Genomic DNA, 24318 nt, shown 5'->3' with positions numbered 1-24318 from the left:
AGGCCCCCGTTGTGTGTCCTGGCGTGCTGTGCGGTTTAGTAGTTGATGGCGAGTTCTTCGTAGAAGGGTGAAAGGTCTACTTGCGAGTAGCCGTTTTCGTCGCGCACGTCGCGCACGGCGGGCGGATTGCTGCGGTAGGACGGGATTTTCTGGCTGATGCGCTCTTCGTAGGTGGGAATGGCGCGGTTTTGCAGCAGAATACCCGTCGGGATACGGTCGCCCCATTCGTTGGCTTTCTGCATGAAGGCGAGCATTTTGGCGTTGATGGTTTCTTCGTCAGCGCCTTCGGGAATGACGGGGTCGTACCCTTCTTCTTGCACGTCGTACACGCGCGGATGCCCCAGATCTTCGCCGTTGTACCATTCTTTGGTGTGAATGTTGTTGTAGGTGGGGCAGGGTTGCAGCACTTCCAGGTAGGAAAGCCCAGGGTGCTGGATGGCTTCTTGCATGAGTTTGACGAGTTGTTTCACGTTGTAGGCGTAGCCGCGCCCAATCCACGTGAAGCCAGAGGTGAGCGCCAGCATGAGCGAGTTGATTTTGTTCTGCATGTTGGGTTCGGGCAGGGCTTTGGTCTGCATGCCCAGTGGCATGGTGGGGGCGGCTTGCCCTTTGGTCAGCCCGTAGACTTCGTTGTTGAAGAGGATGTAGGTCATGTCAATGTTGCGGCGGCCGGCGTTGACGAAGTGCGCCGCACCGATGCCCAGCCCGTCGCCGTCGCCCCCGACGGCCACAACGGTCAGTTCCGGGTTGGCGAGTTTGGCGCCTTGCGCATAGGGCAGGACGCGCCCGTGCAGGGTGTGCACGCCATAACTGCTGACGTAGTAGGGCGCTTTGCCTGAGCACCCAATGCCGCCGAAGACGGCGACCTGGTGGGGCAGCAAACCAAGTTCGGCGAGTGCGCGTTGCAAGGACGAAAGGATACCGAAGTCACCACAGCCGGGGCACCAGTCCACCGGATGGGGTGGGCGGTAAAGTTTGGGTGTTACTTTCACATTTTGCACAGTCATGGTTTCGCTCCTCTCACATGCTCGGTCGAGATGACCGCTGGTTTGTCAGGTTTATTCAAACGGGTTGCGAATGACGTAGCGGGCGTCGGTAATGTCGCCGTTGTGGATGCCGCGCAGAACGTCGGCGAGGACGTGCCCGGCAATGGGGCGACCGTTGTACTTCACCACCAGGTGGTCCACGTCGCGCCCCATTTGCTCGCGCATGAGCCGCGCCAACTGGCCGGAGTAGTTCAGTTCGACGTCCACCAGCGGCTTGGCGGTGGCGAGCAGTTCGCCCAGCACTTCGCTGGGGAAGGGGTAGAGCACGCGCACCTGGATGAACCGCGCTTCGATGCCTTCTTTGGCGAGCCGTTCAATGGCTTCGAGAATGCTGCCTTTGGTGGACCCCCAACTGATGATGGTGAATGCCGCGTCGGGGTTGCCGTAAACCTTCACCTTTTCTTCGGGGGTGAGGTCTTTGCGGATGGTTTCCAGTTTGCGCATGCGCTTTTCCATTTGTTGCTCGCGGATGGTGACGTCTTCGGTCACACGCCCGTGCACGGTGTGTTCGCCACCCGTCACCCAATGTTCGCCGCCGGGTTGCCCAAGCACGGCACGCGGCGAGATACCGCTTTCGGTGACAGCGAAGCGCGGGAAGGTGCCTTCGTGCTGTTTTTCTTCCGGGTTGTAGCGCAAATCGCGTTCAATTTTGATTTTGCTGGTGTCGAACGCCGGCAGGCTGACCGAGTTGCTTGCCAGGTTCTTATCCAGCAGGTGAATGACCGGCACTTGATACTTTTCAGCATAACTGAGCGCCTGTGCGGCGTCGTAGAACGTTTCTTCCACGTCGCCCGATGCCAGCACAATGCGCGGAAATTCGCCGTGCCCGGCGTGCACCGCAAAGAGCAGGTCACCCTGTTCGGTGCGGGTGGGCATCCCCGTGCTGGGGCTCCCGCGCTGGTAGTCGGTGATGACAACCGGCACTTCCACCGTCCCGACCCAGCCGAGGGCTTCAACCATCAGCGCAAAACCGGGGCCCGACGTGGCGGTTGCGGCACGCGCACCGGCAAGCGCCGCACCGGCGGCCATCGTGATGGCGGAGAGTTCGTCTTCGGTCTGGACGACGATGGCGGCGCCTTCACCACCGTTGCGCAGCGGGAAGTGGTTGTGCCCTTCCAGGTAAACGCTCTCGTCGGTCGCCGGGCTGATGGGGTAGTAGGTTTGCATGGTCAGCCCGCCGGCGAGTTTGCCCAGCGCGCCCGCCTGGTTGCCGTTGACGAGGATGTAGCGTTCGTCGGTCTCGCGGCGGTCGAGGCGGAACATGAACTTGGAGAGATCGTATTCGCTGCGCACGTATTCGTAGGTGGTTTCGGCGGCGGCGACGTTCAGATCAATGATTTTTTGGCGACCGGGGAACGATTTTTCAAGCGCTTTGACGACCGTGGTTTCGTCGAATTCGAGCATGGCGACGGAGATGGCGACGGCGATGGTGTTGATGGTGCGCTGCGCCACCGATTTGTGGATGCCGCGCTGTTCAGCCAGGCGCTCCATGATTTCATCGTAGGGGAAGGCGAACACCTGCACCCCGCGGCGGCGCGCGTCTTCAAGCAAGCCGGCTGTGGTGGGGGGCAAGTCGCGCTCCGCGAGGTAGGCGGCAAGGTCATCGGCGTAGCGCTTGTCAAGGTAGGTGATGCGGTCAAAGGGGACGTCGGCGTCGGCAACGTTGTACACGATGGCGCCGCCCGGTACGACGTTGACGGCGTGGCGTGCGAGCGACTCGGCTTCAAAGGTTGCCAGCAAGTCAACTGTTTCGCGGTGCGATGTGAGGCGGCGGTGTGAAACGCGCACGTCGTAGAAACTGTGACGCCCCATGATGTTGGAGTAATACTCACGACGACCGAAAACAAAGAGCCCGCCGTACATGCAGGCATAACTGAACATTTTTGCGGCCGTATCAACCCCGCTTCCCTGGGGGCCGCCGACCCGCCAGGCTAATTCTTTTCGCTCAACTGCTGCCATGATGCCTCCTTGGTTTTACAGACTATGCGTTTTGATAGAACAGCATGGACGCGCAAAATTATATCCTTTTCCACATGAAGGGCTATTCGCGACAAGAAACACCAGAAAAATGTAAGGCAGCCTGCACAACGATAGACAAAAAACCCCGACAGCGCGTTGATTGCTGTCGGGGTGAGGTGGTTTGGTGGCTTTTATGAGGCGTCGCGCCGAAATTCAAAACCATCGAGGAGTAGGTCTCCCAACCGATAGCGTTTGACGATCTTTTCTGGCGTTGCGATGATGACGTCCATCTCTGGGGAGCCAAACTCCGCCATCACAGAGCGGCACCCGCCACAAGGCGTGCCGCCGTCTTCGGTGACGAGCAAAAGGCGCCGTATGCGGCGATGCCCTTCGCTGACGGCTTTGAAGATGGCGACCCGTTCGGCGCACATGCATTGTGGGTAGGCGGCGTTTTCCACGTTGCACCCTGCAAACAGTGTCCCATCCTCAGTTTCAACGACGGCGCCCACAGCATAGCGTGAATAGGGCGCGTATGCCCGTTGACGGACTTCGACGGCGTAGCGATGCAGTTCTTGTTCAGTCATGGATGGACTCCGTTCTATGTGGTCTTCTTCGACGCAAGGGTATCAAGAGAATATGCTATCTGAGGGCGGGCGCAATCCACGCGAGATGTGAATTTTTTCATCCAACGGTATCAAAGCCGTAGTGCATGCTGGTATTCTGTGGTGGTGTTTCTTTCGCACTGGTTGAAGGTTCATCGCGCGTCGTAGCGGGTGTCTCTTCTTCCTCTAATGAAGCATCGGGCGGCAGTTTTTGGACGTGTACCTTGGTAATGCGCCGCTCATCCCGTTCGACAACGCGCAGACGTGCGCCGTCAATGATTTCTTCGTGCCCGACTTCGGGAATATCGCCAAGCAGGGCGTACAGCAAGCCGCCGATGGTGTCGCTCGTATCGGTGGGCAAGGCAACATTGAGAATGCTGTTGATATGGTCAATGTCGGCGTGCGCATGGCAAAGCAGTTCCGTGGGCGAAAGGTGTTCGATTTCGGGGGCTTCTTCATCGTATTCGTCTTGAATATCGCCCACGATTTCTTCCATGATGTCCTCGATGGTCGCAATGCCGGCTGTCCCGCCGTATTCGTCCACCACCACCGCGAGGTGCATATGTTGTTGCTGCATTTCTTTCAGCAGACGGTCGAGTTTTTTGCTTTCGGGCACAAAAAGCGGTTGGCGCAAAATACCGCTTTCGGCGATGGTGCAGTGCAAATGCCCCGCCTGCAACGGTTTGAAGAGGTCTTTGGCGTAGAGCAAGCCCACAATGTTGTCAATGTTATCGCGGTAGATGGGAATGCGTGAATGCCCTTCTTCGAGAATGAGGGCAATTGCATCGGCAAGGGTGGCCGTTTCCGGCAGGGCGACAATGTGAATACGCGGTGTCATCACTTCGCGCACGTTGGTTTTGTCCAGGTCCAGAATGCGCTCAATCATGCGGCGTTCATCTTCGGGAAGCCCTTCAACGGCTTCGGTTTCGCCGACGATGGTCGCCAGAATACGGATTTCGTCATCGCTCAGGATGTTGATTTGGGGGTCTTCCTCGCTTTCTCGTTGGGGTTCCAGCCCAAGCAGGCGTTCGTAGAAGGCAAGAATAGGCTTGCTCAGCCAGAGAAGCCCTTGAATCAGGTAGAAGATGATGTCGGCGTTCCGTGGGCTGATGTGCCGCGCCAATGTTGCGGGCAAAATGTGCCCGACGGCAAGGAAGACCAGCATGATGACGCCGAAGAACGCCCAGGGTGACCAGGGCAGGCGTGTTGCGCTGGGCATGAGGGCAACGAAAGCAACCATGAGCAAGGGCAGGCGCACCGCCGCAAAGGCGAGCGAGGCGTGCAGTGGATGGTCGCGCAGGTGGGTGGCGAGTGAGCGGTGCTTGTCGGTGAACAGTTGGCTGCGCGGATAGGTGCGCAAGACCGTTTCGGCATAGGTGACAAACGCATAGAGGAAAAGGACTATCACAACAAGAACAAGCGCAAGCGGGGAACTACTGTCAGGTTCCAATGTGATCATCTCCTTTCGTCTGATTTCACCCTATGGGAATACCGTTTTCTTCACCAACCAGTTTGACGCCGTCGGCAAAATCGCGGTTGTAGAGCCGTACACCGCTGAGCAGGCAACCGCGCCCCGTCGTCACGTTGGAGAGATGGGTGAATGGGCCAATGTAGTTTTCTTCGCCGATAATGGTCAGCCCATCCAGGTGGACGTGCGGCTCAATCAGCGTATCGCGCCCCACGCGCACATGCGGCCCAATGAAGACGGTTTCGGGTTGGACGAGCGTCACGCCTGCGCGCATGAGGGCTTCGCGCCGCCGATTGAGCAGAACGCGCGTGGCGGTGGCGAGTTGCACGCGGTCGTTGACGCCGAGCACTTCTTCGGGGTCTTCGGCGACGATCGCGGCGACGGGCAACGCATCTTCGACCGCCAGCGCAACCATGTCAGTCAGGTAGTATTCGCCCTGCGGGCTGAGTGGAACGTCGTCCAGGCGCGCCCATAGCCAATCGGCGCGGAAGGCGAGAATACCGCTGTTGCATTCACGGATGCGGCGCTGTTCCTCGGTGGCGTCTTTGTGTTCCACGATGGCTACCACGCGCCCGTTGGCGTCGCGCACGATGCGCCCGTACCCTGTGGGGTCGGGCGGCTCGAAGGTGAGCAGGGTCACGGCGGCATTGGCTTCGGTGTGGCGCGCAAGCAACGTGCGCAACGTTTCCGGCCGAATGAGCGGCGTATCACCATAGAGCACGAGCACGGTGTCTGCGCGCCCTTCCAGCAGTGAACGGGCTTGCGCCACGGCATGCCCTGTGCCCAACTGGCGGGCTTGCAGGGCGTAGCGCACGCCGTCGCCCACAAGGTCGCGGACTTGTTCCGCGCCGTGCCCGACCACCAGCACCAGTTCGGCGGGGTTGAGGGCGCGGGCGGTTTCGATGACTTCTTCAATCATTGCGCGGCCGGCAACCGGGTGCAGGACTTTGGGTAGGCGGGATTTCATGCGGGTGCCTTGTCCGGCGGCCAGGATAATCGTTGCCAGTTTCATGGGTGTGTCGTCCTTTCGTGGGGAATGAAGTGAAACAAAAAGAGACCCGCGCACCGGTGGAATTGTTGCGAAACAGTGTCAGCCGGGCGGGTCGTCCAGCACATGGCGATATTGAGTTGGTGGATGGATAGGTCTGCGAGTTGTTTCTTCACAGTCCTCGGCAAATTGGTTCAACTCCTTACCTGGTAGGATATTCAAAACGGCCAGAAAGTCCAGAAATTTTGTGAAACGGGGGGCGAAAATCGGAGAGCGCGCCTGTTTGAGCGAGAGAGGGCTTTCTTTGTAGGGAAAAGGCGCGCCATCGCTTCCCATTTGCTCACTTTTTGAGGTTGTGTTATACTCCCAAGCCGCTGTCGAAGAACAACAAAACGCCCGCCACGAGGGCGTTTTTCTGTGTGAATTTAGCCAAAGGGAGTGACAACAATGGCCGACCTGGTACAGGCTCTCGAATCAGAAGTGTTGGAACAATTGGCCGCCAAAAAGGACGTGCCCCGTTTGCGCCCTGGTGATATTGTGCGCGTCCACCTGCGCATTGTTGAAGGCAATAAGGAGCGTGTGCAGGTCTTCCAAGGGACCATTATTGCAATCAAGGGGCGCGGGGTCAACCGCATGATTACGGTGCGCCGCATTGCTTCGCACGGCGTGGGGGTCGAACGTATCTTCCCCGTCTATTCGCCGCGTGTGGAGAAAATCGAAGTGGTACGCCACTCGAAGGTGCGCCGCGCCAAACTCTACTACCTGCGCGACCTGACCGGCAAGAAGGCGCGTTTGCGCCAGCGCTTCATTTCCGAAGACAAGGAATAGCAACGGTTTCCTTGCGAACGAACAAAACGCGCGTGGTTTTGCCACGCGCGTTTTTGTTTTCCTCAGAAAATTTCAAAGTAGCGTTCAATCTCCCATGTTGAGACGTGCGCCCGATAGTCGTCCCATTCACGCCGTTTGGCTTCGATGAAGCGGCTCAACAGGTGCGGACCCAGCGCCGACGCAATCACCTCGTCTGATTCGAGTGCGTCCAACGCTTCGGCGAGCGAGTTGGGCAAAAGTTCCAACGGGCGCGAGAGACGGCGGGCGTCCAGGTGGAAGAGGTCTTCTTCGGCGGGTGGTGGTGGTTCAAGTTGGCGGCGGATGCCGTCCAGCCCGGCGGCGAGCATGGCGGCAAAGGCGAGATAGGGGTTTGCCGATGGGTCGGGGCTGCGCAGTTCGACGCGCGTGCTTTGCCAGCGCCCGGTGCTGATGCTGGGCACGCGGATGAGCGCCGAGCGGTTGAAGCGCGCCCACGAGACATACACGGGGGCTTCGTAGCCGGGCACGAGGCGCTTGTACGAGTTCACCGTCGGCGCGACGACGGCGCTCAATGCGCGGGCGTGCGCGAGTTGCCCGGCGATGAACCAGCGGGCGATGGCGCTCAATCCGTATTCGCCATGCGGGTCCACGAAGGCGTTTTCGCCTGTTTCAAGCCGCACAAGGCTTTGGTGGGTGTGCATGCCACTGCCGTTGATGCCGGAGATGGGTTTGGGCATGAATGAGGCGTACAACCCGTTGCGCTGGGAAATGGTTTTGACGGCGATGCGCAAGGTGACCACGTTGTCGGCGGTGCGCAGGGCGTCGTCGTAGCGAAAATCTATTTCGTGTTGCCCAGGGGCGACTTCGTGATGGGTGGCTTCCACTTCGATACCGAGGGCTTGCAGGGCGTTCACCATTTGGCGGCGCACGTCGAGCCCCAAATCGGTGCTTTCGTCGAAATAGCCGGCGCCGTCATGCGGTTCGAGGATGGGGCGACCGCTGGCGTCGCGCTTGAAGAGGAAGAATTCGGGTTCGGGACCCGTTTGGTAGCCAAAACCGAGCTCGGCGGCTTCGGCGAGCGCGCGCCGCAACACCTCGCGCGGGTCGCCTGGGAAGGGGTCGCCGTGCGGCGTGTACACGTCGCAGATGATGCGGGCGGTGGCTTGTTCGCGCCGTTCCCATGGCAAGATGGCGAAGGTGCTCAGGTCGGGTTTCAGGTACATGTCGCTTTCGGCGACACGTGCAAAACCTTCAATGGATGACCCATCGAACCAGACGCCGTGGGTGATGGCGTCTTCCAATTTTTCGACAGGAATGGTGACGTTTTTGACGTGTCCGACAATGTCGGTGAATTGCAGACGGATGAAGCGCACATTTTCGGCTTCGATACGCGCCCAAATCTCCTCGAATGTTGGCATAGGCATGCTCCCCTGCTTTGTCGCCAGGCGCAAAGGCGGCGTGTGCTTGCCGACACACGCCGCCTCGGTTGGAATGCGCGCCGCAGTCTAAACGTCGAAGTAGAGCACGAATTCTTGCGGATGTGGACGCAAGCGCACCGCGTCAATTTCCTCAGTCACTTTGTAGCGGATGTAGGCGTCCAGTACGTCTTCGGTGAAGACGTCACCGCGCAGCAAGTACTCGTGGTCGGCTTTGAGTTCTTCAATGACGGCTTCGAGTGAGCCGGGCGTGTTCTTGATGTGGGCGGCTTCTTCCGGTTCCAGGTCGTAGAGGTCTTTGTCAATCGGTTCGCCCGGATCGAGGCGGTTTTGGATGCCGTCCAAGCCTGCCATGAGCAGTGACGCAAACGCCAGGTAGGGGTTCGCCGATGGGTCGGGGGCGCGGAATTCGATGCGCTTGGATTTCGGGCTCTTGCTGTACATGGGAATGCGGCAAATGGCCGAGCGGTTGCGCTGGGAATAGACGAGGTTGATAGGGGCTTCATAGCCCGGCACCAAGCGCTTGTACGAGTTGGTGGTGGGGGCGCAGAACGCCAGCAGGCTCGGCGCGTGCGTCAGAAGCCCACCAATGTAGTGCACAGCGGCTTCGGAGAGTTGGGCGTAGCCCGCTTCATCCCAGAAAATGTTGACGCCGTCTTTCCAGATGCTTTGGTGGACGTGCATACCACTGCCGTTGTCGCCATAGAGCGGCTTGGGCATGAACGTCGCCGTCAATCCATGCTGGCGCGCCACGTTTTTGATGATGTACTTGTACATCATGATGCGGTCTGCCATGCGCACGAGGGTGTCAAAGCGCAAGTCAATTTCGCCCTGCCCGGCGGTGGCCACTTCGTGGTGATGCAGTTCAACCGGAACACCGGCGGCTTCGAGCGCCAGCACCATGCGGCTGCGCACATCTTGCAAGGTGTCGGTGGGCGGCGTGGGGAAGTAGCCGCGCTTGGGCGGAATTTGCGCGCCCAGGTTGGGGCCAAGGTCTTTATCGCTGTTCCACCAGGCTTCGGGGCTGTCCACTTTGTAGAACGCCTGGTAGGGATAGGTGCCGTAGCGCACATCGCTGAAGACGAAAAATTCAGCTTCGGGCCCCCAGTAAGAGGTGTCGCCGATACCGGTTTGCTTCAAGTAGGCTTCGGCTTTTTTGGCGATGTAGCGCGGGTCGCGCGTGTAGGGTTGCAGGGTGATGGGGTCGTACACGTCGCAGATGATGGCGAGTGTCGGGACTTCGAGTACCGGGTCTACGAACGCCGTCGTCGGGTCGGGGAGCAGAAGCATATCGGATTCGTTGATGGCCTGGAACCCGCGGATGGACGAGCCGTCAAAACCAAGCCCTTCTTCAAAGAGGTCTTCATCTATGAGGCGGACGGGCACGCTGAAATGTTGCCAGGTTCCCGGCAAGTCGGTGAAGCGGAAATCCACCATTTGGATGTTGTGTTCTTTGATGGCGTGAATAACGTCTTTTGGGGTTTTGCAGTCGAGAGCCATGGTTGAAAATTCCTCCCAAAGTTGTCTGGTTGGTTGAAGTGCCTCAAGACGCTCTCAGCATAGCAAAGTGCCCATATGAATCCTACGGCTTTTTGGCTAAAAGTCCCTGGGTCTTGTTTGTGCATGTTGCACAAATGACAGGCGTGGAATGGACCGCGTGGGTGTCGCTGCGCCTGTGGGGGTGCCCATATGCCCCTTGGCGGCGTGGCTTGGGCGAGAAGAGGGGCAGCCGGCGTTTGTGCACTTTGAAAAAGCAGGCGCGGTCAATCGGGGGTGTGCAAATGGGGTTCAACCAGGGGGCGCAGATAGAGAGCCAGATGGAACCGGAAAGCGTCTTCGGGGTCGAGAGGGTCAAGGTGGGTAATGTCTTTGATGCGTTGGAGACGGTAGGCGAGTGAGTTGCGGTGCAGGTGAAGCGCGGCGGCGGTGCGGCTGATGTTGCCGCGGTGTGCCAGAATGGTTTCCAGCGTGTGCAACAGGTCGGTGTTGTGTTCGCGGTCGTAGGCAATCAGTGGGGCGATGGTTTGGGCGTAGAATTCGAATAGTTCGGGATTGCCGTCCAGGTGGCGGAAGAGGCGGTAAAGCCCCATGGCGGTGTAGCGGAACGTCTGCCCATGTCCAAAGAGGCGCACACCGAGCGCGAGCGTATCTTCGGCTTGCGTGAGCGCGTCGCGCAAGCCGTCCAGCCCCTGGCGAACCTCGCTCACCGCCAGCGTCAGCGGTTGACCATTCCACGCGGCGCGGCAGGCGTCCAGCCATTCGTTGAGCCCGACGAACCGGGCGGCATTTTCTGTGCCGAGCAAAATCGCCAGGCGGTCGGGGCGATTGATGGTGAGGGCGTTCCAGTTGTGGCGTGCCGCCAGGTCGCGAATGCGGCGCGCCCATAAGTCCCACTGCGTTTCGGTGGGCGTGGCGGCTAGAATCACCAGGTGGGCGCCGTCAATCTCGTAGCCCAGCCCGCGCGCCCGCGCCCGAATGATGTCGGGGTCTTCGCGGGCGGTGATCGCGTCGAGGATGTCGGCGTGGATGGCGTGTTGGACGGCGCTAATGGCGCGAAGTTTGGAGAGTTCGAGCGAGAGGGCGGTTGCCGCTTGTTCAACAGCAAGTTGTGTGAGGCGGTCGAAGTTGTCGGCGTTCGTGTTGAAAAGGCGCAAGGTGGCAATGGTGGCGCCGTCGTTGTCATGAAGTGCGTGGGTGTACACAGGCCACGTGATGGGGCTGTGGGGAGCGTCCATGTGCGGCGGGGCGTGGCGCAGGGTTTCCCCCCCGACACTGAGTTCGACCAGATGCCCGGTGAAGGTTGCCAGCGCCTGCAAGACCGCGTCGAGTCCCTCTTCGTGCGCTAGCAGGGCTGTGAAACGGCGGAGCAGTTCGGCGCTACGGGTTTCTTCCTGAATTTCACGGTCAATCAGCAGGCGCACAACAGCGCGCGCTGTGCGCTGAAGGTCTTCTCCGGCGGGCAGGATGAAGAGCGGCAACCCGTTCTGTTCGGCGGCGCGCAGGGCGCTTTCGTCAACCTCGCTGTTCACCGCCAGCCCGGACACAGGAATCTCGGCAAGGGCGTGGACAACACGTTCAAGCCGCAACAGGGGGTTGATAGTGCGTGCGGCGCGCATGTCCAGGATGGCGAGTTCGTCCGCGTTCAACTCAGGGAAAAGCGGGAGCGTGGGGTTGCTGGTGCGTACCCAGCGGACAGAGCGCACAAGCCCAATGCGCCCGGCGACGAGCCGCGTGCCCAAGGGCAGGGCAAGCCGCCAGACGTCACGCATGGTTTGGGTGACCAGTTCGCTTGAAGGCATAGCAGTTTAGGCTGGATTCTTGGTTGGCTTTGTGCAGATTGTAGCATAACAGGGCGGTGCGTGGGAAGGTATGCCCAATCATGCCGAAAACGCGACGGTTCTTTCTGTGCAATGTGCACAGTTTGGGGCGAGGCGCGCCCAGATGGGTGAGCCGGCGGGGTTTAGGGGGACTGTTCAATCAGCGGAAGGAACAGGCGTTCCTGCGGCGGGGTGAGGGGGGCGAGCGGTTCAAAGAGTGGACCGGCAAAACAGGGGTAGGTTTCGGGCGTGGGTTCGCCGTTCACCGTCCAGCAATAAAAGCCGTTGGCGTCGTCGCCGCTGGCGTCGGTTTGCATTTGCGGCACGTACCAGAGCACGATGTTGGTGTCGGCGGCGGCTTCACCGTCAATGAAGAGGTCGGGACCTTGCTGGTGGTTATCATTGCAACAGCCCCCAATGGAGCCTAAGTCGCTATCGCCTTCGTCGGGGTGATGGCGGGTGAGGTAGATGTAGGCGTAGTCGCCGCGTTCTTCGGGGGCGAACAATCCGGGTTCGCCGGGGATGAGGCGGTAAGCGGTGTTGGTAAGCGTATCGCTGATGACCCAGTTGGTGGTGGGGGTGTTTTGCAGCCACCATGTTTCGGTTGCGGCTTCGTTCCACGTTTGCCCGTTATCGTTCGATGTGCGTAGGGTATCGTGGTTGTCGCCGTCCAGGGCAATGTCAATGCGCAGCACAGGGCGATAGACCGGGTCGGTACTGCACCCACGCCCATATGCGCCCCCCACAATGCGAAAACGCCCATCGGTGAAGAATTGCATGTGTTGCTCGTAGCGATAGTTGCACGATGCGCCCCAGTTGCTCATGCGAAAATCTTGCACGATTTCAAAGCCGAGATAGGCGTTGCTGGCGTCGCGCAGGTCGCGCACTTCGGTTTCGCCATACGGGGCTATGGCAAAACCCCCGCCGCCGTCGCCGCAACCGGTTGAATCGCGGAAGCCGGTTGTGCCGTAGTCCACGTGCCATTCGACGAGTTTGGCGCTGGTGAGCAGGGTGTGCGTGTAAAAGGAGACGTCGAAAATGCGCAAGCCGTCGGTGGACGTGGTTTCGTAGGCGAGCGACCAGCCGTCGCGTTGGACGGTGCCGGGTTGGGGGCATGTTTGGGCGGTAAAGCGGATGGACGCCCCGTCTTCCGCCACAGTGGTCCAATTGGTGCCCACCAGGCGTTCATCGGTGAGGTCCACGATGGCCCACAAGATACGGTTCCCCACGCGGAACGTGGGTCCCACACAGAGATGGCCTGCTTCGCAAACGGAGTTGACCATGTCGGCGTCCACCGGCGCCATGTCCACGCTGGTGGGGCGAAAGCCGAGCGCACGTTGCACTTCAGGGGCGTTCAGGGCGATGGCTTGGGCGCGTTCGGCGAGGCGTTTGTTGATGCCGGGGCGCACGCCGGGCTGGTAGAACACGTCCAGCACCGTGCGGCTGTTGACATTGACGATGGCGATGACTGCGGCGTCTGCCTCGAAAACGTAGAGTTCCACCTGGCGGCAGTCTATCTCCGGTTGGCGGCATTCGGCGGCGCTGGGGGGAACGTCGGTGCGGAGACGGCGCACGCCAAAAACCTCGCTTCGACGCCCCGCCGTGTACGCCTGAACGCGCGGGTCGGCAAGCGCAAGGTCTTGGGCGAGGCGTTGTTCGGGTGAAAGCGTGTCCGTGAGCGGGTAGGCGGCGGGTTTGCCGCGCAGTGGGCTGGGCGCGTTGTGCAATGCCCACCATACCATGATGGACAGCACGCCGAGCATGAAAAGCAGACGGGCAATGAGTGGGCGGGACACGCGCTCCCTCGCTTGGCTTGGTTTCGCTGTTTACGGAGAAACCCAAGTGTAGCATGGCGGACGCCCAGGGAGAAAGCGCGTGCGTTTCAGGCGTGTTGCCCCGATTTGAACGCGGCATGCAGGGCTTCGACGACGGTTCCGCACGGGATGACGTGAATGCCCTCGGCGCGCACGGGGCGGCTGGTTTTGGGCACCAGGCAATGGGTGAAGCCGAGTTTCGCGGCTTCGCTCAGGCGCTTTTCGAGTTGCCCGACGGGGCGCAATTCGCCGCCCAGCCCAATTTCGCCAATGGCCGCCATGCGGCGCGAGATGGGTTTTTCGCGATAACTGCTGGCAATGGCGAGGGCGACGGCAAGGTCGGCGGCGGGTTCGGCAATGCGGAGCCCACCCACCACGTTGACAAAGATATCCTGGTTGTGGAGTTTCAACCCCACGCGCTTGGTCAATACCGCGATGAGCAGATAGAGCCGATTCAGGTCGAAGCCGGTGGCGGTGCGGCGGGGTTGGCTGAACGCGGTGGTGGTGCTGAGCGCCTGAATTTCCACCAGCAACGCGCGCGTGCCTTCCAGCGTGACGGCGATGGCGGCGCCTGTGGGGTCGGCGCGGTGGTCGCCCAGGAAGAGTTCACTCGGGTTGGCGACTTCGAGCATGCCGCGCTCCGCCATTTCAAAAACGCCCACTTCGTGCGTGCTCCCAAAGCGGTTTTTGACGCTACGCAAGAGGCGGTAGGCGTGCAGGCGGTCGCCTTCCAGATAGAGCACGGCGTCCACGATGTGTTCCAGCACGCGCGGTCCGGCGATGTCGCCGCTTTTGGTCACATGCCCGACGAGGAAAATGGGGATGTTGAGGATTTTGGCGGTTTGCAGCAGACGGGCGGCGCATTCGCGCACCTGTGTGACCGAGCCGGCGCTGGACGCGAGCGAATCGAGATAGACGGTTTGGATGGAGTCCACAATGACAGCGCGGGGGTGCAGATGCTGGATGTGGGCGACGATGCGTTCCAGGTTCGTTTCGCTCAGCAGGTACAAGTCGGCGGCGTGGATGCCCAGGCGTTCGGCGCGCATGCGAATTTGATGCGTGCTTTCTTCCCCTGAGACGTAGAGCACAACGCCCTGACGTTCCGCTAACTCGCCCGCTACTTGCAAAAGAAGCGTGCTCTTGCCGATACCGGGATCGCCGCCGATGAGCACCAGCGAGCCTGGGACAATGCCGCCGCCTAGCACGCGCGCAAACTCGCGATTGGTTAGCGGGATGCGCTGCATGGCTTCGGCTTCAACTTCGGTCAGGCGGCGGGGTGGGTTGTCGCTCGCCCCGAGCCAGGTTTGGGCGGTGTGCCGCGTTGATGGTTCGGGCGCGATTTTGAACTCTTTGAGGGAGTTGTACGCGCCACACGTCAGGCACCGCCCCCCCCATTTGGGATGTTCGGCGCCGCATTCTTCACAGACGTAAACGGTTCGGGCTTTTTTGCGTGCCATAAGTTTGCACTACGCTCGCTTGTGTTGTGATGTGTTGCGTGTCGCACGGACCAAAATGCGGTCGCAGTTGCCGCATTGGACAAGGTCGCCCCGTTGAACGGCGATGATTTTTTGTTGGGAGACGGCAACGCCGCACAGACCGCACACCTCGTCTTGCAAGGGAGCGACGACGGGCAAGCCCTTGCGTGCTTTCAGGTATTCGTAGCGTTCGATGTCAGCCGCGTTGATGGTGGCGCGAAGTTGGGAGACTTTCTTCTGCATGACCGCAAGATAGCGCGTGAGTTTTTCTTCGGCTTTTTGCAGTTTGGCGCGGCGTTTTTGCCAATCGGCTTCGGCGGCGCGCAAGGCTGTCGCGGCTTCGTCGCGCACCTGCTTGGCGCGTTCTGCAGCTTCTAGTGCTTGCAGCACTTCATTGGAAAGATGATTCTGGCGCTCTTTCAGGTGGTTCACTTCTTCCTGAATGGCGCTGAGCTCTTTCGGGTTGCGGACGGAGCCGTTGTAGAGCCGTTCTTCTTCCTGGCGAATTTTGGCTTCGACCTGCGACAGTTCATCTTCGAGTTCGCGTTGGCGTTGCCGGGCTTGCACATAGGCGACTTCGGCCTCTTCAAAATCGCGTTGCGCTTTGGCAAGTTTGCGTGAGCCGCGTAGCGCCTTCTGTACTTGACGTAATTTCTCTTCTTTTTCGGCGATGTCTTGTTCCAGCTGTTGGAGTTCAAACAGCAGATGTGCCGATGTCGTCATCGTTCACTCCTCACTTGGTTGGCAAGTAGGTGAAAGGCGTGGTGGCGATGCGGCTGATGGTGACGCTGACGCCAAGCGGGCGCAGATGGTCGGCCAGCAGGGCAAGCACGGGGGCTTCGCTGTAGAAGTGGTCGGCTTCGATGAGGGTCAGCCCGATGGCGCGTGCGTCTTGCGCTTCGTGGTATTTGACTTCACCGGTGATAAAGCATGTGCAACCGGCGGCGCGTGCCTGGTGAATAAAAGCCGCCCCGCTCCCACCAAGCAAGGCGGTGCGGGTGTGTGTGGTGTGCCCAGCGTCGGTGATGCGCGGCGAGGGTGTGCCGAGACGGGTATGGACGCGTTCGGCGAGTTCGGCGGTGGTGAGTGGTTCGTGCTCGCAAATCACACCGAAGCCGAAGGCGTCGGGAGCGTGCGGCAAGGGGGCAAGCGCACTTTGCCACGAAAGCCCGAGGGCGTCCGCCAAGGCGGTGCTCACGCCGGGGTTGGCAGCGTCCAGGTTGGTGTGGGCGCTGTAGACGCCAATGCCGGCACGGATGAGTTCGGCGATCAGGTGTCCTTGGGGGGTGGCGGTGTCAATGCGTGAAAGCGGGCGAAAAATGAGCGGGTGGTGCGACACGATAAGGTCGGCGTTGTGCGTGCGTGCTTCATCCAGGACGGCGGCGTCGAGGTCGAGTGTGATGTGCACGCGTGCGACGGACATGGTGTCGTCGCCGATTTGCCAGCCTACATTATCCCATGATTCCGCCCAGGCTGGGGGGGCGAGCGTTTCAATGGCTTCTCGAATGGCTTGCGCGGTGAGCATGCTTTCTCCTGCGTGGTTGGTTCGCTTTCATTGTACCGGAGGCACTTTCTCGGGCAAACCGTTGGGGATTGTCAAGGTCTTTTCTTCTTTTACAATGCGCGCTCATCAATTGAGCAGCGGAGTGTTTGGATGCAAACGGCTATCATTCTTCCCACCTACAACGAACGTGAGAATGTGCCACAGTTGGTTGAAGAGATTGCCCGCCTGGCGCTCGGCGCGGATGTCATCATTGTGGACGATAACAGCCCGGATGGAACAGGGGCTGTGGCGGACGCCTTGCGTGAGACGTATGGATGGGTACACGTCCTGCACCGTGCCGGAAAATTGGGGCTGGGCACGGCGTACAAAGATGGGATGCGGTATGCGCTGGCGCGCGGTGCGGAGCGTATCATCACGATGGATGCCGATTTTTCGCACCATCCGCGCTATCTGCCCGACATACTGGCGGCGAGTGAGCGCTACGATGTGGTGATTGGTTCGCGCTATGTTCCCGGCGGCGGAACGGCGAATTGGCCGCTTTCGCGTGTGCTGCTGAGTTGGACGGCGAACATGGTGGCGCGGTTGGTGTTGGGTTTGCAAGCGCACGATTGCACAGCGGGCTTTCGGTGCTATCGGCGGCATGTGCTGACGGCGCTCGATTTGGAGCGCATTCGTTCAAATGGGTATTCTTTTCTGGTGGAAATGCTCTTTTACTGTCAGCAAGCAGGCTGGCGGATTGGGGAAGTGCCCATTTTGTTTGAAGACCGGCGGCAAGGTGTCTCCAAAATCTCGCGGCAAGAAATCTACAAAGCCGCTTTGACCGTGTTTCGCTTGCGGTTGGCTGGTGGTGCAGAAAAGTAGCCATAAAGTCGCATTGCATGGGGCGTCAAAAAAGGGCATGCTGAACATGTGAGGCAATGCTTATTTTTCATTGACGCTCAGGAGTAGAATATGGTATACTGGCATACAGATGAAACAGACCAAGACCCGTTGGCGGCTGAATGGGCGAAGCAGTTTGTCAACACCAGGCGGCAAGAAGCCTTTTGGGCGCTCTGGTGGACCGAAGAGACGGCGCTCCGCCTTGCTCGCTTTTTGAGCGACGGTCCTGGTCAATTGTTGGCGAACGCAACATTTGAAATCAACGCTTGTCTGCAACTACTCGATACGTCTCCCGATGTGGCGCGAAGTGGTCTTGAAGCCTTGCGTGATGAATTACAGCAAGGTTTGCGCGATGTGCAGGCGTTGGTCAATGGGCTGTATCCACGCACACTATTCGAATTGGGATTCCATGCGGCGTTGAAGGCGTTTCAAGAAGCGCTTGATGGGCAAACGGCTGTCCGCATTGTCTGGCAGAATGAATTGACGCGGCAACGCTATCCGTCGTTGTTTGAATTAGTTGCCTTTCGGGTGGTGCAGGAACTGGTCTTTGCGGTACTTTATTGGGGAAATAGCAATTCGTTGCACGTTGCCTTGCGTGAGAGCGACCAGGGTATCGAAATGTATTTTGAGGATGATGGTGCACCGGTGACGTTGGCGCTGGATTTTGATGCTGAACCCGATATGCGGGCATTGGCATTATTGAGCGCATGGGAACGGGTACGATGGCTGGGGGGACGCATGCATGTCGAAAATGGCAACCCTCAGGGGACGCGGGTTGTCGTGCACCTTCCAATGCGCCATGAAGAAAAGTGAAGGGGGCCGTTGTGAGGAGTGGAGAACAAATCGAGCGTATTCGGGTCGTCTTGTGTGATGACCACCCATTGTTTCGGCGTGGATTGCGCAACACATTGGAAATAGACCCGCAAATTGAGGTGGTGGCTGAGTTGTCCAGCGGCGAGGATGCCACCGAGCGCATTTTGGAAATTGAGCCGCATATTGTTCTTATGGATATCAACCTTCCCGGCAAGAATGGTTTGCGTATCACCCGGGAAGTGACTATGCAGAACAGCAAAATTTATATTATCATTCTCACAGCATATCATGATAAAGAGCAATTATTCCACGCTATTCGTGCCGGTGCTTCCGCTTATTTCCCCAAAGATGTTGACCCTGAAACCTTGCTGAACGCTATTCACAAGGTGTATGAGGGGAAATATGTGGTCAATAATCAGGTGATGAGCGAGCAGCAGATGGCGGCTTGGTTGCTCAAGCAGTTTGAGGAAATGGCGCTTTACGGCACGGCGGATGAAGATGCGTTTGTTCCCTTATCGCCGCGTGAAATGGAGATTTTGACGCTGATCACCAAAGGCTATTCAAATAAGGAAGTAGCACACCATTTGGGCATCAGCCGCCAAACCGTCAAAAATCATATGACCTCCATTTTGCGCAAACTGCAGGTGAACGATCGGACACAGGCGGCCGTGTATGCATTGCGCCACGGCTGGATTCGCTTGGATGAAATTGATGATGAGGATGAAGGGTAGGTATGCAACAGCAAACAGGATTTTTGCGAAAACTGGCTGATTTGCGGACCGATGCTGCGCAAGAGCTGGAGCGTATTCAAGGTGAATTGCGAGAGTTGGATGTCTTGATTCGGCAAAGCACCGCGGAAGTGGAGCGTCTGGCGCAGCGGAATTTGCAGGCACAGAACCGTGTACGGCAAATGGAGATGAACTTTGATACTGTGCCGCGCGAAGATATTAAAGCCCTTTACACGGCGGCGCATGAAATGCAAATGCGCTTGTTCATGATGCGAAGCCAGATTGAACAGTTGCAGAATAAGCAGCGCATTTTGGAACAGTATGCTGAAATGCTCCAGCGGGTTGTCGAGTTTGCCGATACGGTTGAATCTGTTCCGGGGACGTCGGCTTTGCGATTGAGTGATGAAGAAGGCGAGTTTGTGCCGCTGGATAGCATGGCTATGGTGGCGCAACTCATTGAAGCCCAAGAAAGCGAACGCCTCAATCTGGCGCGCCAGATGCACGATGGCCCCGCGCAATCGCTGACGAACTTGATTTTGCAAGCCGAAGTCTGCCAGCGGTTGTTTGATATGGATGCTGACCGTGCACGTGTCGAGCTGAATAATCTCAAGAATGCGGTCAATACGACATTTCAGCAGATTCGCGATTTCATTTTTGATTTACGCCCCATGATGTTGGACGATCTGGGGTTGGTGCCTACGGTCAAGCGGTATGTTGAAGCACTGCAAAAGAAAGTCCCGTTTGCCATTCGCTTGCAAGTCTTCGGCGATGAACAGCGCTTTGACCCAACGATTGAAATCACACTTTTCCGCACGCTGCAAGAATTGCTGCGCAATGTCGAGCGCCACGCGAATGCCAGCAATGTGTTAGTCACGTTGGATCGCCAAGGGGATGAAGTGATCCTCACTGTTGAGGATGATGGCGTTGGTTTTGATGTGGGTTCGGTCTTGCGGACGTCGGCGCAACAAAAACGCATTGGCTTGACGACCTTGCAAGAGCGTATTGAAATGTTGCAGGGCAAAATGCAGGTGGACAGCGCCGCGGGGCGCGGGACGCGTGTCCAGGTGCGTATGCCGGCGTTGACGCCAACCGAGCATACCTCGCCGCGCTTACCATCAGCATCATGAAAGGGAGCGATAGGATATGAATACTCACGCCAAGCGCATTGGTTTGTCGCTCGTTTTGCTTCTTTTGGTCGCTTTCCCATCGGTGGGCTATGCTGCATCGCCGTTGCAACAACGGGCAACACCGACACCAACGCCAACTGCTACAGCAACCCCTGTCCCTCCAACAGCCACGGCTACGCCGTCGCCTGAACCAACAACATCTGCACCATCTATTACGCCGACGGCAACGTTTACCTCTACGCCAGTGCCGCCAACGGCAACACCACCTGCGCCAAGTACACCACCAGCCACGCAAACGCCTCTTCCTCAGCCCACAGAAGTGCGTGCGCCGACTGCAACGGCCACGCGTACCAACGCTGGGACGGGAACCGATACACAAGCTTGCTGCTCGCGCGTTGAGGGGTTTGTTGTTGATGCCCAAGGGGCTGGCTGGCCGGGTGTATTGGTGCGTTTGCGGGGAGGAGGCTGGCAAGCCGAGTGGCTTACGGATTCCAATGGCTTTTTCTACTTCAACAACTTGGGGGCTGGGCAAGCCATTATTGAAGCGTTGGTGGAAGGGCAAGTGTTAGCCCAAGATGTTATTGAAACAACCGGTACACCCGGTGAGGTCATTTCATTGCGTTTGGTCCTTGGGCAGACAGGTATGGCTACCGCTACACCTACACCAACGCCAGAGCCGACCAAAACACCGCAGGTGCAGACTGTTCTCCCTCAAACAGGGAATGATGTCAGTGTGTTTTCTCAACTATGGTTGCTGGTTGCAACGCTCTTTGCGCTTTCGCTCATGGGGGTTATTGCTTTGCGACGCCGATTTGACACATGAATCGGCTTATTTTATCTTGTAATATATCTTGTAATCTTCTTCCTGTACAATCACCTATGTAAAAGGCGATTGTAGGAACATCCTTCTTCATAGCCCTAACACTGCTGACAAAAGTCCCACATTCATGCGTGCAAAGACTGCACAGAATGCCTATTGCATCTTCCCGTTTTTCCTGTTAGAATGTTGAAGGAAAACAACGTTGTATGGGGTATTATGCGCCAAGTGAAAAGTCAAATAAAACGATATATGCGCAGACATGAGCGAGGCCAGAGCCTTGTTGAAACGTCATTGACACTCATTTTCTTGTTGGTGATGTTGCTTGCTGCCTTTGAAATGGCGCGCGTTTTTACAACGTATTTAACTCTGGTGTCGTCTACGCGGCATGGGGCGCTGTATTTGGTGGATAAACAATCCATGCTCAATGAGGTAGGGCGTTCTCATTGCCAGGATCCAGAATTAAACCAGAGTGAAACGCCAACATTGTATGAGTTTTGCCGCCGAATTATTGAATCGGCACAAACAAAAGGGCTTGACCCGGCACGTTTAGTCATATCAGACCCTGTGTACACAGAGATTGGAAACGGGCGTTACGAAATCTTTGTCAGCGTGACATATGCCTTGGATGACTTGTTTACGAGTACAATGAACTTTCCGATTATTGGTCGAATGGGGCTTCCCAGTTCATACCAAATTCGGTATAACATGACGGTTGAAACGGTATGGTAAGAAGTATGGCGCGTATTCAATCGAAATGGAAGCAAGAAAAAGGGCAATCGTTGACAGAGTTTGCTCTTTCTTTGCCTTTGCTGGTTGTTACGCTGGTAGGGTTTGTGGCGATGTCCTATGCGTTTTATGCCTGGATTGTGATGTACCATGCCACAACTGAAGGGGTGAGTTATGCTGTACGGCATCCAAATGCCACAAACCAGGAGATTATAGATAATGGTGTCAAACCGAATTTTGTGGGGTTGGTAGGTACACCGTCAATTGTGTTGGATCGCACAGGGAATCAGATAACGATTACGTCGTATTATACCTTCAATCTACCAACGATACGTATACCGTTATTGTTGACAAACAACAGCATCACCATTTCTCGACCATTTTCAATGCAAGTGACATCCATTGGTTTTTACTGAAGTGTCAAGATCACTTATTTAAGGAAGAAGAGGTAGGCTTATGAAAGGAACAACGTTTTTCCGTTCAGTGCGTCGGGAAACCGGGCAATCACTCGTCATTATTGGTGGTGCTCTGGTTGTCCTGATGGCGCTTCTGGCATTGGTGACAGATGCCGGGAACGCCTACGTTCAACGCCAACGTGTGCAGAATGCTGTAGATGCGGCTACGTTGGCAGGTGGCGCCGAATTGGCGCGCACCTATGTTGACCCGGATAGCGGGCACTATGCCGGGACGCCACAGGATGAAAATCGTATTTGGCAAACGATTGTCCGTGTGGCTCAGGCAAACGGTATTCCGGATAGCAACGGGAATCCCAATGACAGCGTGAACACGAACATTGAAGCCTACTTCATCGGGCCAGACGGACAGCGCGTCGGTGTTCCATTGCCCAACAACGGGGGTATTCCGCCTTCGTATGAGGTCAGTGGTGTCGAGGTGCGTTCTACACTTGCGTTTGGTACCTTCTTTGCGCGTGTGATTGGCTTTGATGAGATGGAAACGTCAGCCGACGCATTTGCGCAGGCTCACCCGGACTGGTGCCCGGCGAGCGCCAGCAATCTCTTCCCGATTGCGGTGAGCGCAGCGTTGTTCCAGGATGACCCGGGTGGCAAGCCCATTGAAGGCGCAACGTATCGCATTTGGGACAAGAACAGTAACTCTTCATATGGGAACTTTGGTTGGATTTCGTGGGATAACGATCCGAGCAACACGACCCTCATTGCAAATATGCATGATACGCGCCGTAGTGGCACATGGCACGTAGGCGATCTTGTGCCTGGTGCAACTGGGGTGATGAACAGCTCAGGCGTACGTCAGGAACTTGATGCGTATATTGCCGGTGCCACGCATTCGCGGAATGGGCTGACGATTCAACATGATCCCTCAGTTATTATACCCATTTACGATTATACGGTTGGCAATGGAAACAACTTGAAGTATCACATTGTGGGCTTCGCTCGTTTTCGCTTAACAAATTATAAGTCCACAGGTGGGGATAAGTGGATCGAAGGTGTGTTCGAGCGCTATGTCGATACGACGTCGCCGCCGGGTGGGGGCTGCTACTTGACGCAAACGGTCAAGCTGTATGACGAGCCGCCTGCGGATTTGGGACGTGTGATTGCTGGGACGGTGCACTTGAATGAAATCTTCTATACCGAGGGGTCAAGTGAGCAGCATGTCCCCGTGGATGTGATGCTGGTGCTGGACATTTCTGGCTCTATGAATGCCTCATGGTCGGGCGGTTCGTCAAAGTTGCAATCCGCAAAAGATGCTTTGATTGCCTTCAACAATACGCTGAATGTTGTTGAGGGTGACCGCGTTGGCTTAACGACATTCCCGACTGTAGGGCGAGGGGCACAGTATAGAACAACGTGTGATAATTATAAAATGAATCTGTACTTGTATTCCGAAGTTCGCTCATCCTTGACGGATAATGTTGGGTATGTGAATAGTATTATTCAAGGCTTGTCGGCTGATAGTGGTACATCATTGGCGCATGCGATTCAGACAGCGCGTGAACAACTGTTGGCTGATTTACGACCTGGCGCCATTCCTGTATTGATTATCGCTTCTGACGGTATTGTAAACGTTACCTTGGATGGAAAATGGACAGGATTTGGTGGGGCTGCTGGGCAGGGGCAAAATACACCGTCTTGCAACAACCAAGCCGAACAGCAAACGATTGAGCAGGCGAACCTGGCGAAGGAAGCAGGTATCATTGTCTTCTCGATTGCTATTGGGGATGGTTTTAATACGGCAGTAACCGAAGCAATTGCCTCGCCGGACGCCGATTATGATGGCAATGGGCAAATTGATGATTACGAAAAGCACTTCTATATCGCACGCAATGCCTCCGACCTAGCGAATATTTACCAATTGATTGGGAACCGTGTGCAACAGATTGCCGAAGAAGGTTCCTATTATACGAAGGAAACATTGGGGGCTGGTGCGACTGTAGAGTTGCGCACAACAAGCGGCGCTATTGTCCAGACGACAACTGCGAACAATGCTGGCGCCTTCCAGTTTACAGATGTGGCACCAGGGGATTATCGCCTTACGGCGCGGGTGAACCGTAATGGTCTCATCTATGACATTCTGACGTATGGTAATGGTGGTCCGCCGCGTGATCCCAACAATCCGCGTAATGGGTACGTTGAAGTTTCGATTGGACAGGGGACTGGTATTACGCAGGTGGAAGTGTTGTACCTGAGCACGTGTGACGGCGCAGCCCGCCCGACTTGGTGCCCGTAAACGTTCGCATGTGGTCTACTCAAAGGGGGGGCTTTATGCCCCCCTCTTATATGTCATAGGCAGCCTCTTCATGCTTGTATTTGTACGAATAGTGAGGAAGGAG

The 24318-nt window shown here is 57.3% G+C and carries 21 protein-coding genes; 9 read left to right on the top strand and 12 right to left on the bottom strand.

Translation table 11 applies throughout. The annotated features are described in order from the left end of the window. Positions 1–35: 35 nt before the first annotated feature. The 5 genes from SE16_RS05265 to SE16_RS05245 all read right to left on the bottom strand — a co-directional run bounded on the left by SE16_RS05265 (position 36) and on the right by SE16_RS05245 (position 6087). Positions 36–1007, bottom strand: coding sequence for a thiamine pyrophosphate-dependent enzyme (locus tag SE16_RS05265; RefSeq protein WP_054492349.1), 972 nt, complete (start codon positions 1005–1007; stop codon positions 36–38). Positions 1008–1058: 51 nt separating this feature from the next. After that, positions 1059–3005, bottom strand: a complete 1947-nt coding sequence (locus SE16_RS05260) for a 2-oxoacid:acceptor oxidoreductase subunit alpha (protein WP_054492348.1) — start codon at positions 3003–3005, stop codon at positions 1059–1061. Between the two features lie 191 nt (positions 3006–3196). Further along, positions 3197–3589, bottom strand: coding sequence for a cytidine deaminase (gene cdd, locus SE16_RS05255; RefSeq protein WP_054492347.1), 393 nt, complete (start codon positions 3587–3589; stop codon positions 3197–3199). A gap of 97 nt (positions 3590–3686) precedes the next feature. Then, positions 3687–5066, bottom strand: a complete 1380-nt coding sequence (locus SE16_RS05250) for a hemolysin family protein (RefSeq protein ID WP_054492346.1) — start codon at positions 5064–5066, stop codon at positions 3687–3689. Positions 5067–5082: 16 nt separating this feature from the next. Next, positions 5083–6087, bottom strand: a complete 1005-nt coding sequence (locus SE16_RS05245; protein WP_054492345.1) for a bifunctional UDP-N-acetylglucosamine diphosphorylase/glucosamine-1-phosphate N-acetyltransferase GlmU — start codon at positions 6085–6087, stop codon at positions 5083–5085. A gap of 423 nt (positions 6088–6510) precedes the next feature. Between SE16_RS05245 and rplS the strand changes: the two genes are divergently transcribed. Beyond that, the gene (rplS, locus tag SE16_RS05240; protein ID WP_054492344.1) at positions 6511–6891 is read left to right on the top strand and encodes a 50S ribosomal protein L19; all 381 of its coding nucleotides are present in this window, start codon (positions 6511–6513) and stop codon (positions 6889–6891) included. 62 nt (positions 6892–6953) lie between these two features. Here the strand turns inward: rplS and glnA (SE16_RS05235) are convergent, their stop codons facing one another. The 7 genes from glnA (SE16_RS05235) to SE16_RS05205 form a co-directional block, all read right to left on the bottom strand. After that, complete coding sequence (gene glnA / locus SE16_RS05235) at positions 6954–8294, bottom strand: type I glutamate--ammonia ligase (protein WP_054492343.1); 1341 nt, start codon at positions 8292–8294, stop codon at positions 6954–6956. Between the two features lie 81 nt (positions 8295–8375). Continuing rightward, positions 8376–9806 (bottom strand): type I glutamate--ammonia ligase, encoded by a 1431-nt coding sequence (glnA, locus tag SE16_RS05230; RefSeq protein ID WP_054492342.1) that lies wholly within the window; start codon positions 9804–9806, stop codon positions 8376–8378. A gap of 263 nt (positions 9807–10069) precedes the next feature. Beyond that, on the bottom strand, positions 10070–11605 hold the full coding sequence (locus tag SE16_RS05225; RefSeq protein WP_054492341.1) for a helix-turn-helix domain-containing protein: 1536 nt from the start codon (positions 11603–11605) through the stop codon (positions 10070–10072). A gap of 161 nt (positions 11606–11766) precedes the next feature. Next, positions 11767–13419 carry a hypothetical protein gene (locus tag SE16_RS05220; RefSeq protein ID WP_060687317.1) on the bottom strand — a complete coding sequence of 551 codons (1653 nt, stop codon included), beginning with the start codon at positions 13417–13419 and terminating at the stop codon, positions 11767–11769. 86 nt (positions 13420–13505) lie between these two features. Further along, positions 13506–14894 carry a DNA repair protein RadA gene (gene radA, locus SE16_RS05215; RefSeq protein ID WP_054493530.1) on the bottom strand — a complete coding sequence of 463 codons (1389 nt, stop codon included), beginning with the start codon at positions 14892–14894 and terminating at the stop codon, positions 13506–13508. A 9-nt stretch (positions 14895–14903) separates the two neighbouring features. Continuing rightward, positions 14904–15635, bottom strand: coding sequence for a zinc ribbon domain-containing protein (locus tag SE16_RS05210; protein WP_054493529.1), 732 nt, complete (start codon positions 15633–15635; stop codon positions 14904–14906). 10 nt (positions 15636–15645) lie between these two features. Beyond that, positions 15646–16437 (bottom strand): Nif3-like dinuclear metal center hexameric protein, encoded by a 792-nt coding sequence (locus SE16_RS05205; RefSeq protein WP_054493528.1) that lies wholly within the window; start codon positions 16435–16437, stop codon positions 15646–15648. 129 nt (positions 16438–16566) lie between these two features. Here SE16_RS05205 and SE16_RS05200 point away from each other — a divergent pair, with 129 nt between their 5' ends. The 8 genes from SE16_RS05200 to SE16_RS05170 all read left to right on the top strand — a co-directional run bounded on the left by SE16_RS05200 (position 16567) and on the right by SE16_RS05170 (position 24215). Next, complete coding sequence (locus SE16_RS05200) at positions 16567–17277, top strand: polyprenol monophosphomannose synthase (protein WP_054493527.1); 711 nt, start codon at positions 16567–16569, stop codon at positions 17275–17277. 90 nt (positions 17278–17367) lie between these two features. Further along, positions 17368–18108 (top strand): sensor histidine kinase, encoded by a 741-nt coding sequence (locus tag SE16_RS05195; RefSeq protein ID WP_054493526.1) that lies wholly within the window; start codon positions 17368–17370, stop codon positions 18106–18108. An 11-nt stretch (positions 18109–18119) separates the two neighbouring features. Then, positions 18120–18839, top strand: a complete 720-nt coding sequence (locus SE16_RS05190; protein ID WP_200907361.1) for a response regulator — start codon at positions 18120–18122, stop codon at positions 18837–18839. A gap of 2 nt (positions 18840–18841) precedes the next feature. Then, positions 18842–19963, top strand: coding sequence for a sensor histidine kinase (locus SE16_RS05185; RefSeq protein ID WP_054493525.1), 1122 nt, complete (start codon positions 18842–18844; stop codon positions 19961–19963). Between the two features lie 16 nt (positions 19964–19979). After that, on the top strand, positions 19980–20786 hold the full coding sequence (locus SE16_RS15710) for a carboxypeptidase-like regulatory domain-containing protein (protein ID WP_152918159.1): 807 nt from the start codon (positions 19980–19982) through the stop codon (positions 20784–20786). 213 nt (positions 20787–20999) lie between these two features. Then, positions 21000–21512 (top strand): TadE/TadG family type IV pilus assembly protein, encoded by a 513-nt coding sequence (locus SE16_RS05175; RefSeq protein WP_054493523.1) that lies wholly within the window; start codon positions 21000–21002, stop codon positions 21510–21512. A 5-nt stretch (positions 21513–21517) separates the two neighbouring features. Beyond that, positions 21518–21925 (top strand): TadE/TadG family type IV pilus assembly protein, encoded by a 408-nt coding sequence (locus SE16_RS15340; RefSeq protein WP_054493522.1) that lies wholly within the window; start codon positions 21518–21520, stop codon positions 21923–21925. 40 nt (positions 21926–21965) lie between these two features. After that, the gene (locus tag SE16_RS05170; RefSeq protein WP_054493521.1) at positions 21966–24215 is read left to right on the top strand and encodes a VWA domain-containing protein; all 2250 of its coding nucleotides are present in this window, start codon (positions 21966–21968) and stop codon (positions 24213–24215) included. The last annotated feature ends 103 nt before the right edge of the window (positions 24216–24318 follow it).

The sequence above is a fragment of the Ardenticatena maritima genome (genome assembly GCF_001306175.1).
GTDB classification, from domain to species: Bacteria; Chloroflexota; Anaerolineae; order Ardenticatenales; family Ardenticatenaceae; genus Ardenticatena; species Ardenticatena maritima.
The sequence above is the reverse complement of the archived record's forward strand: the minus strand, read 5'-3'. Positions and strand labels throughout refer to the sequence as shown.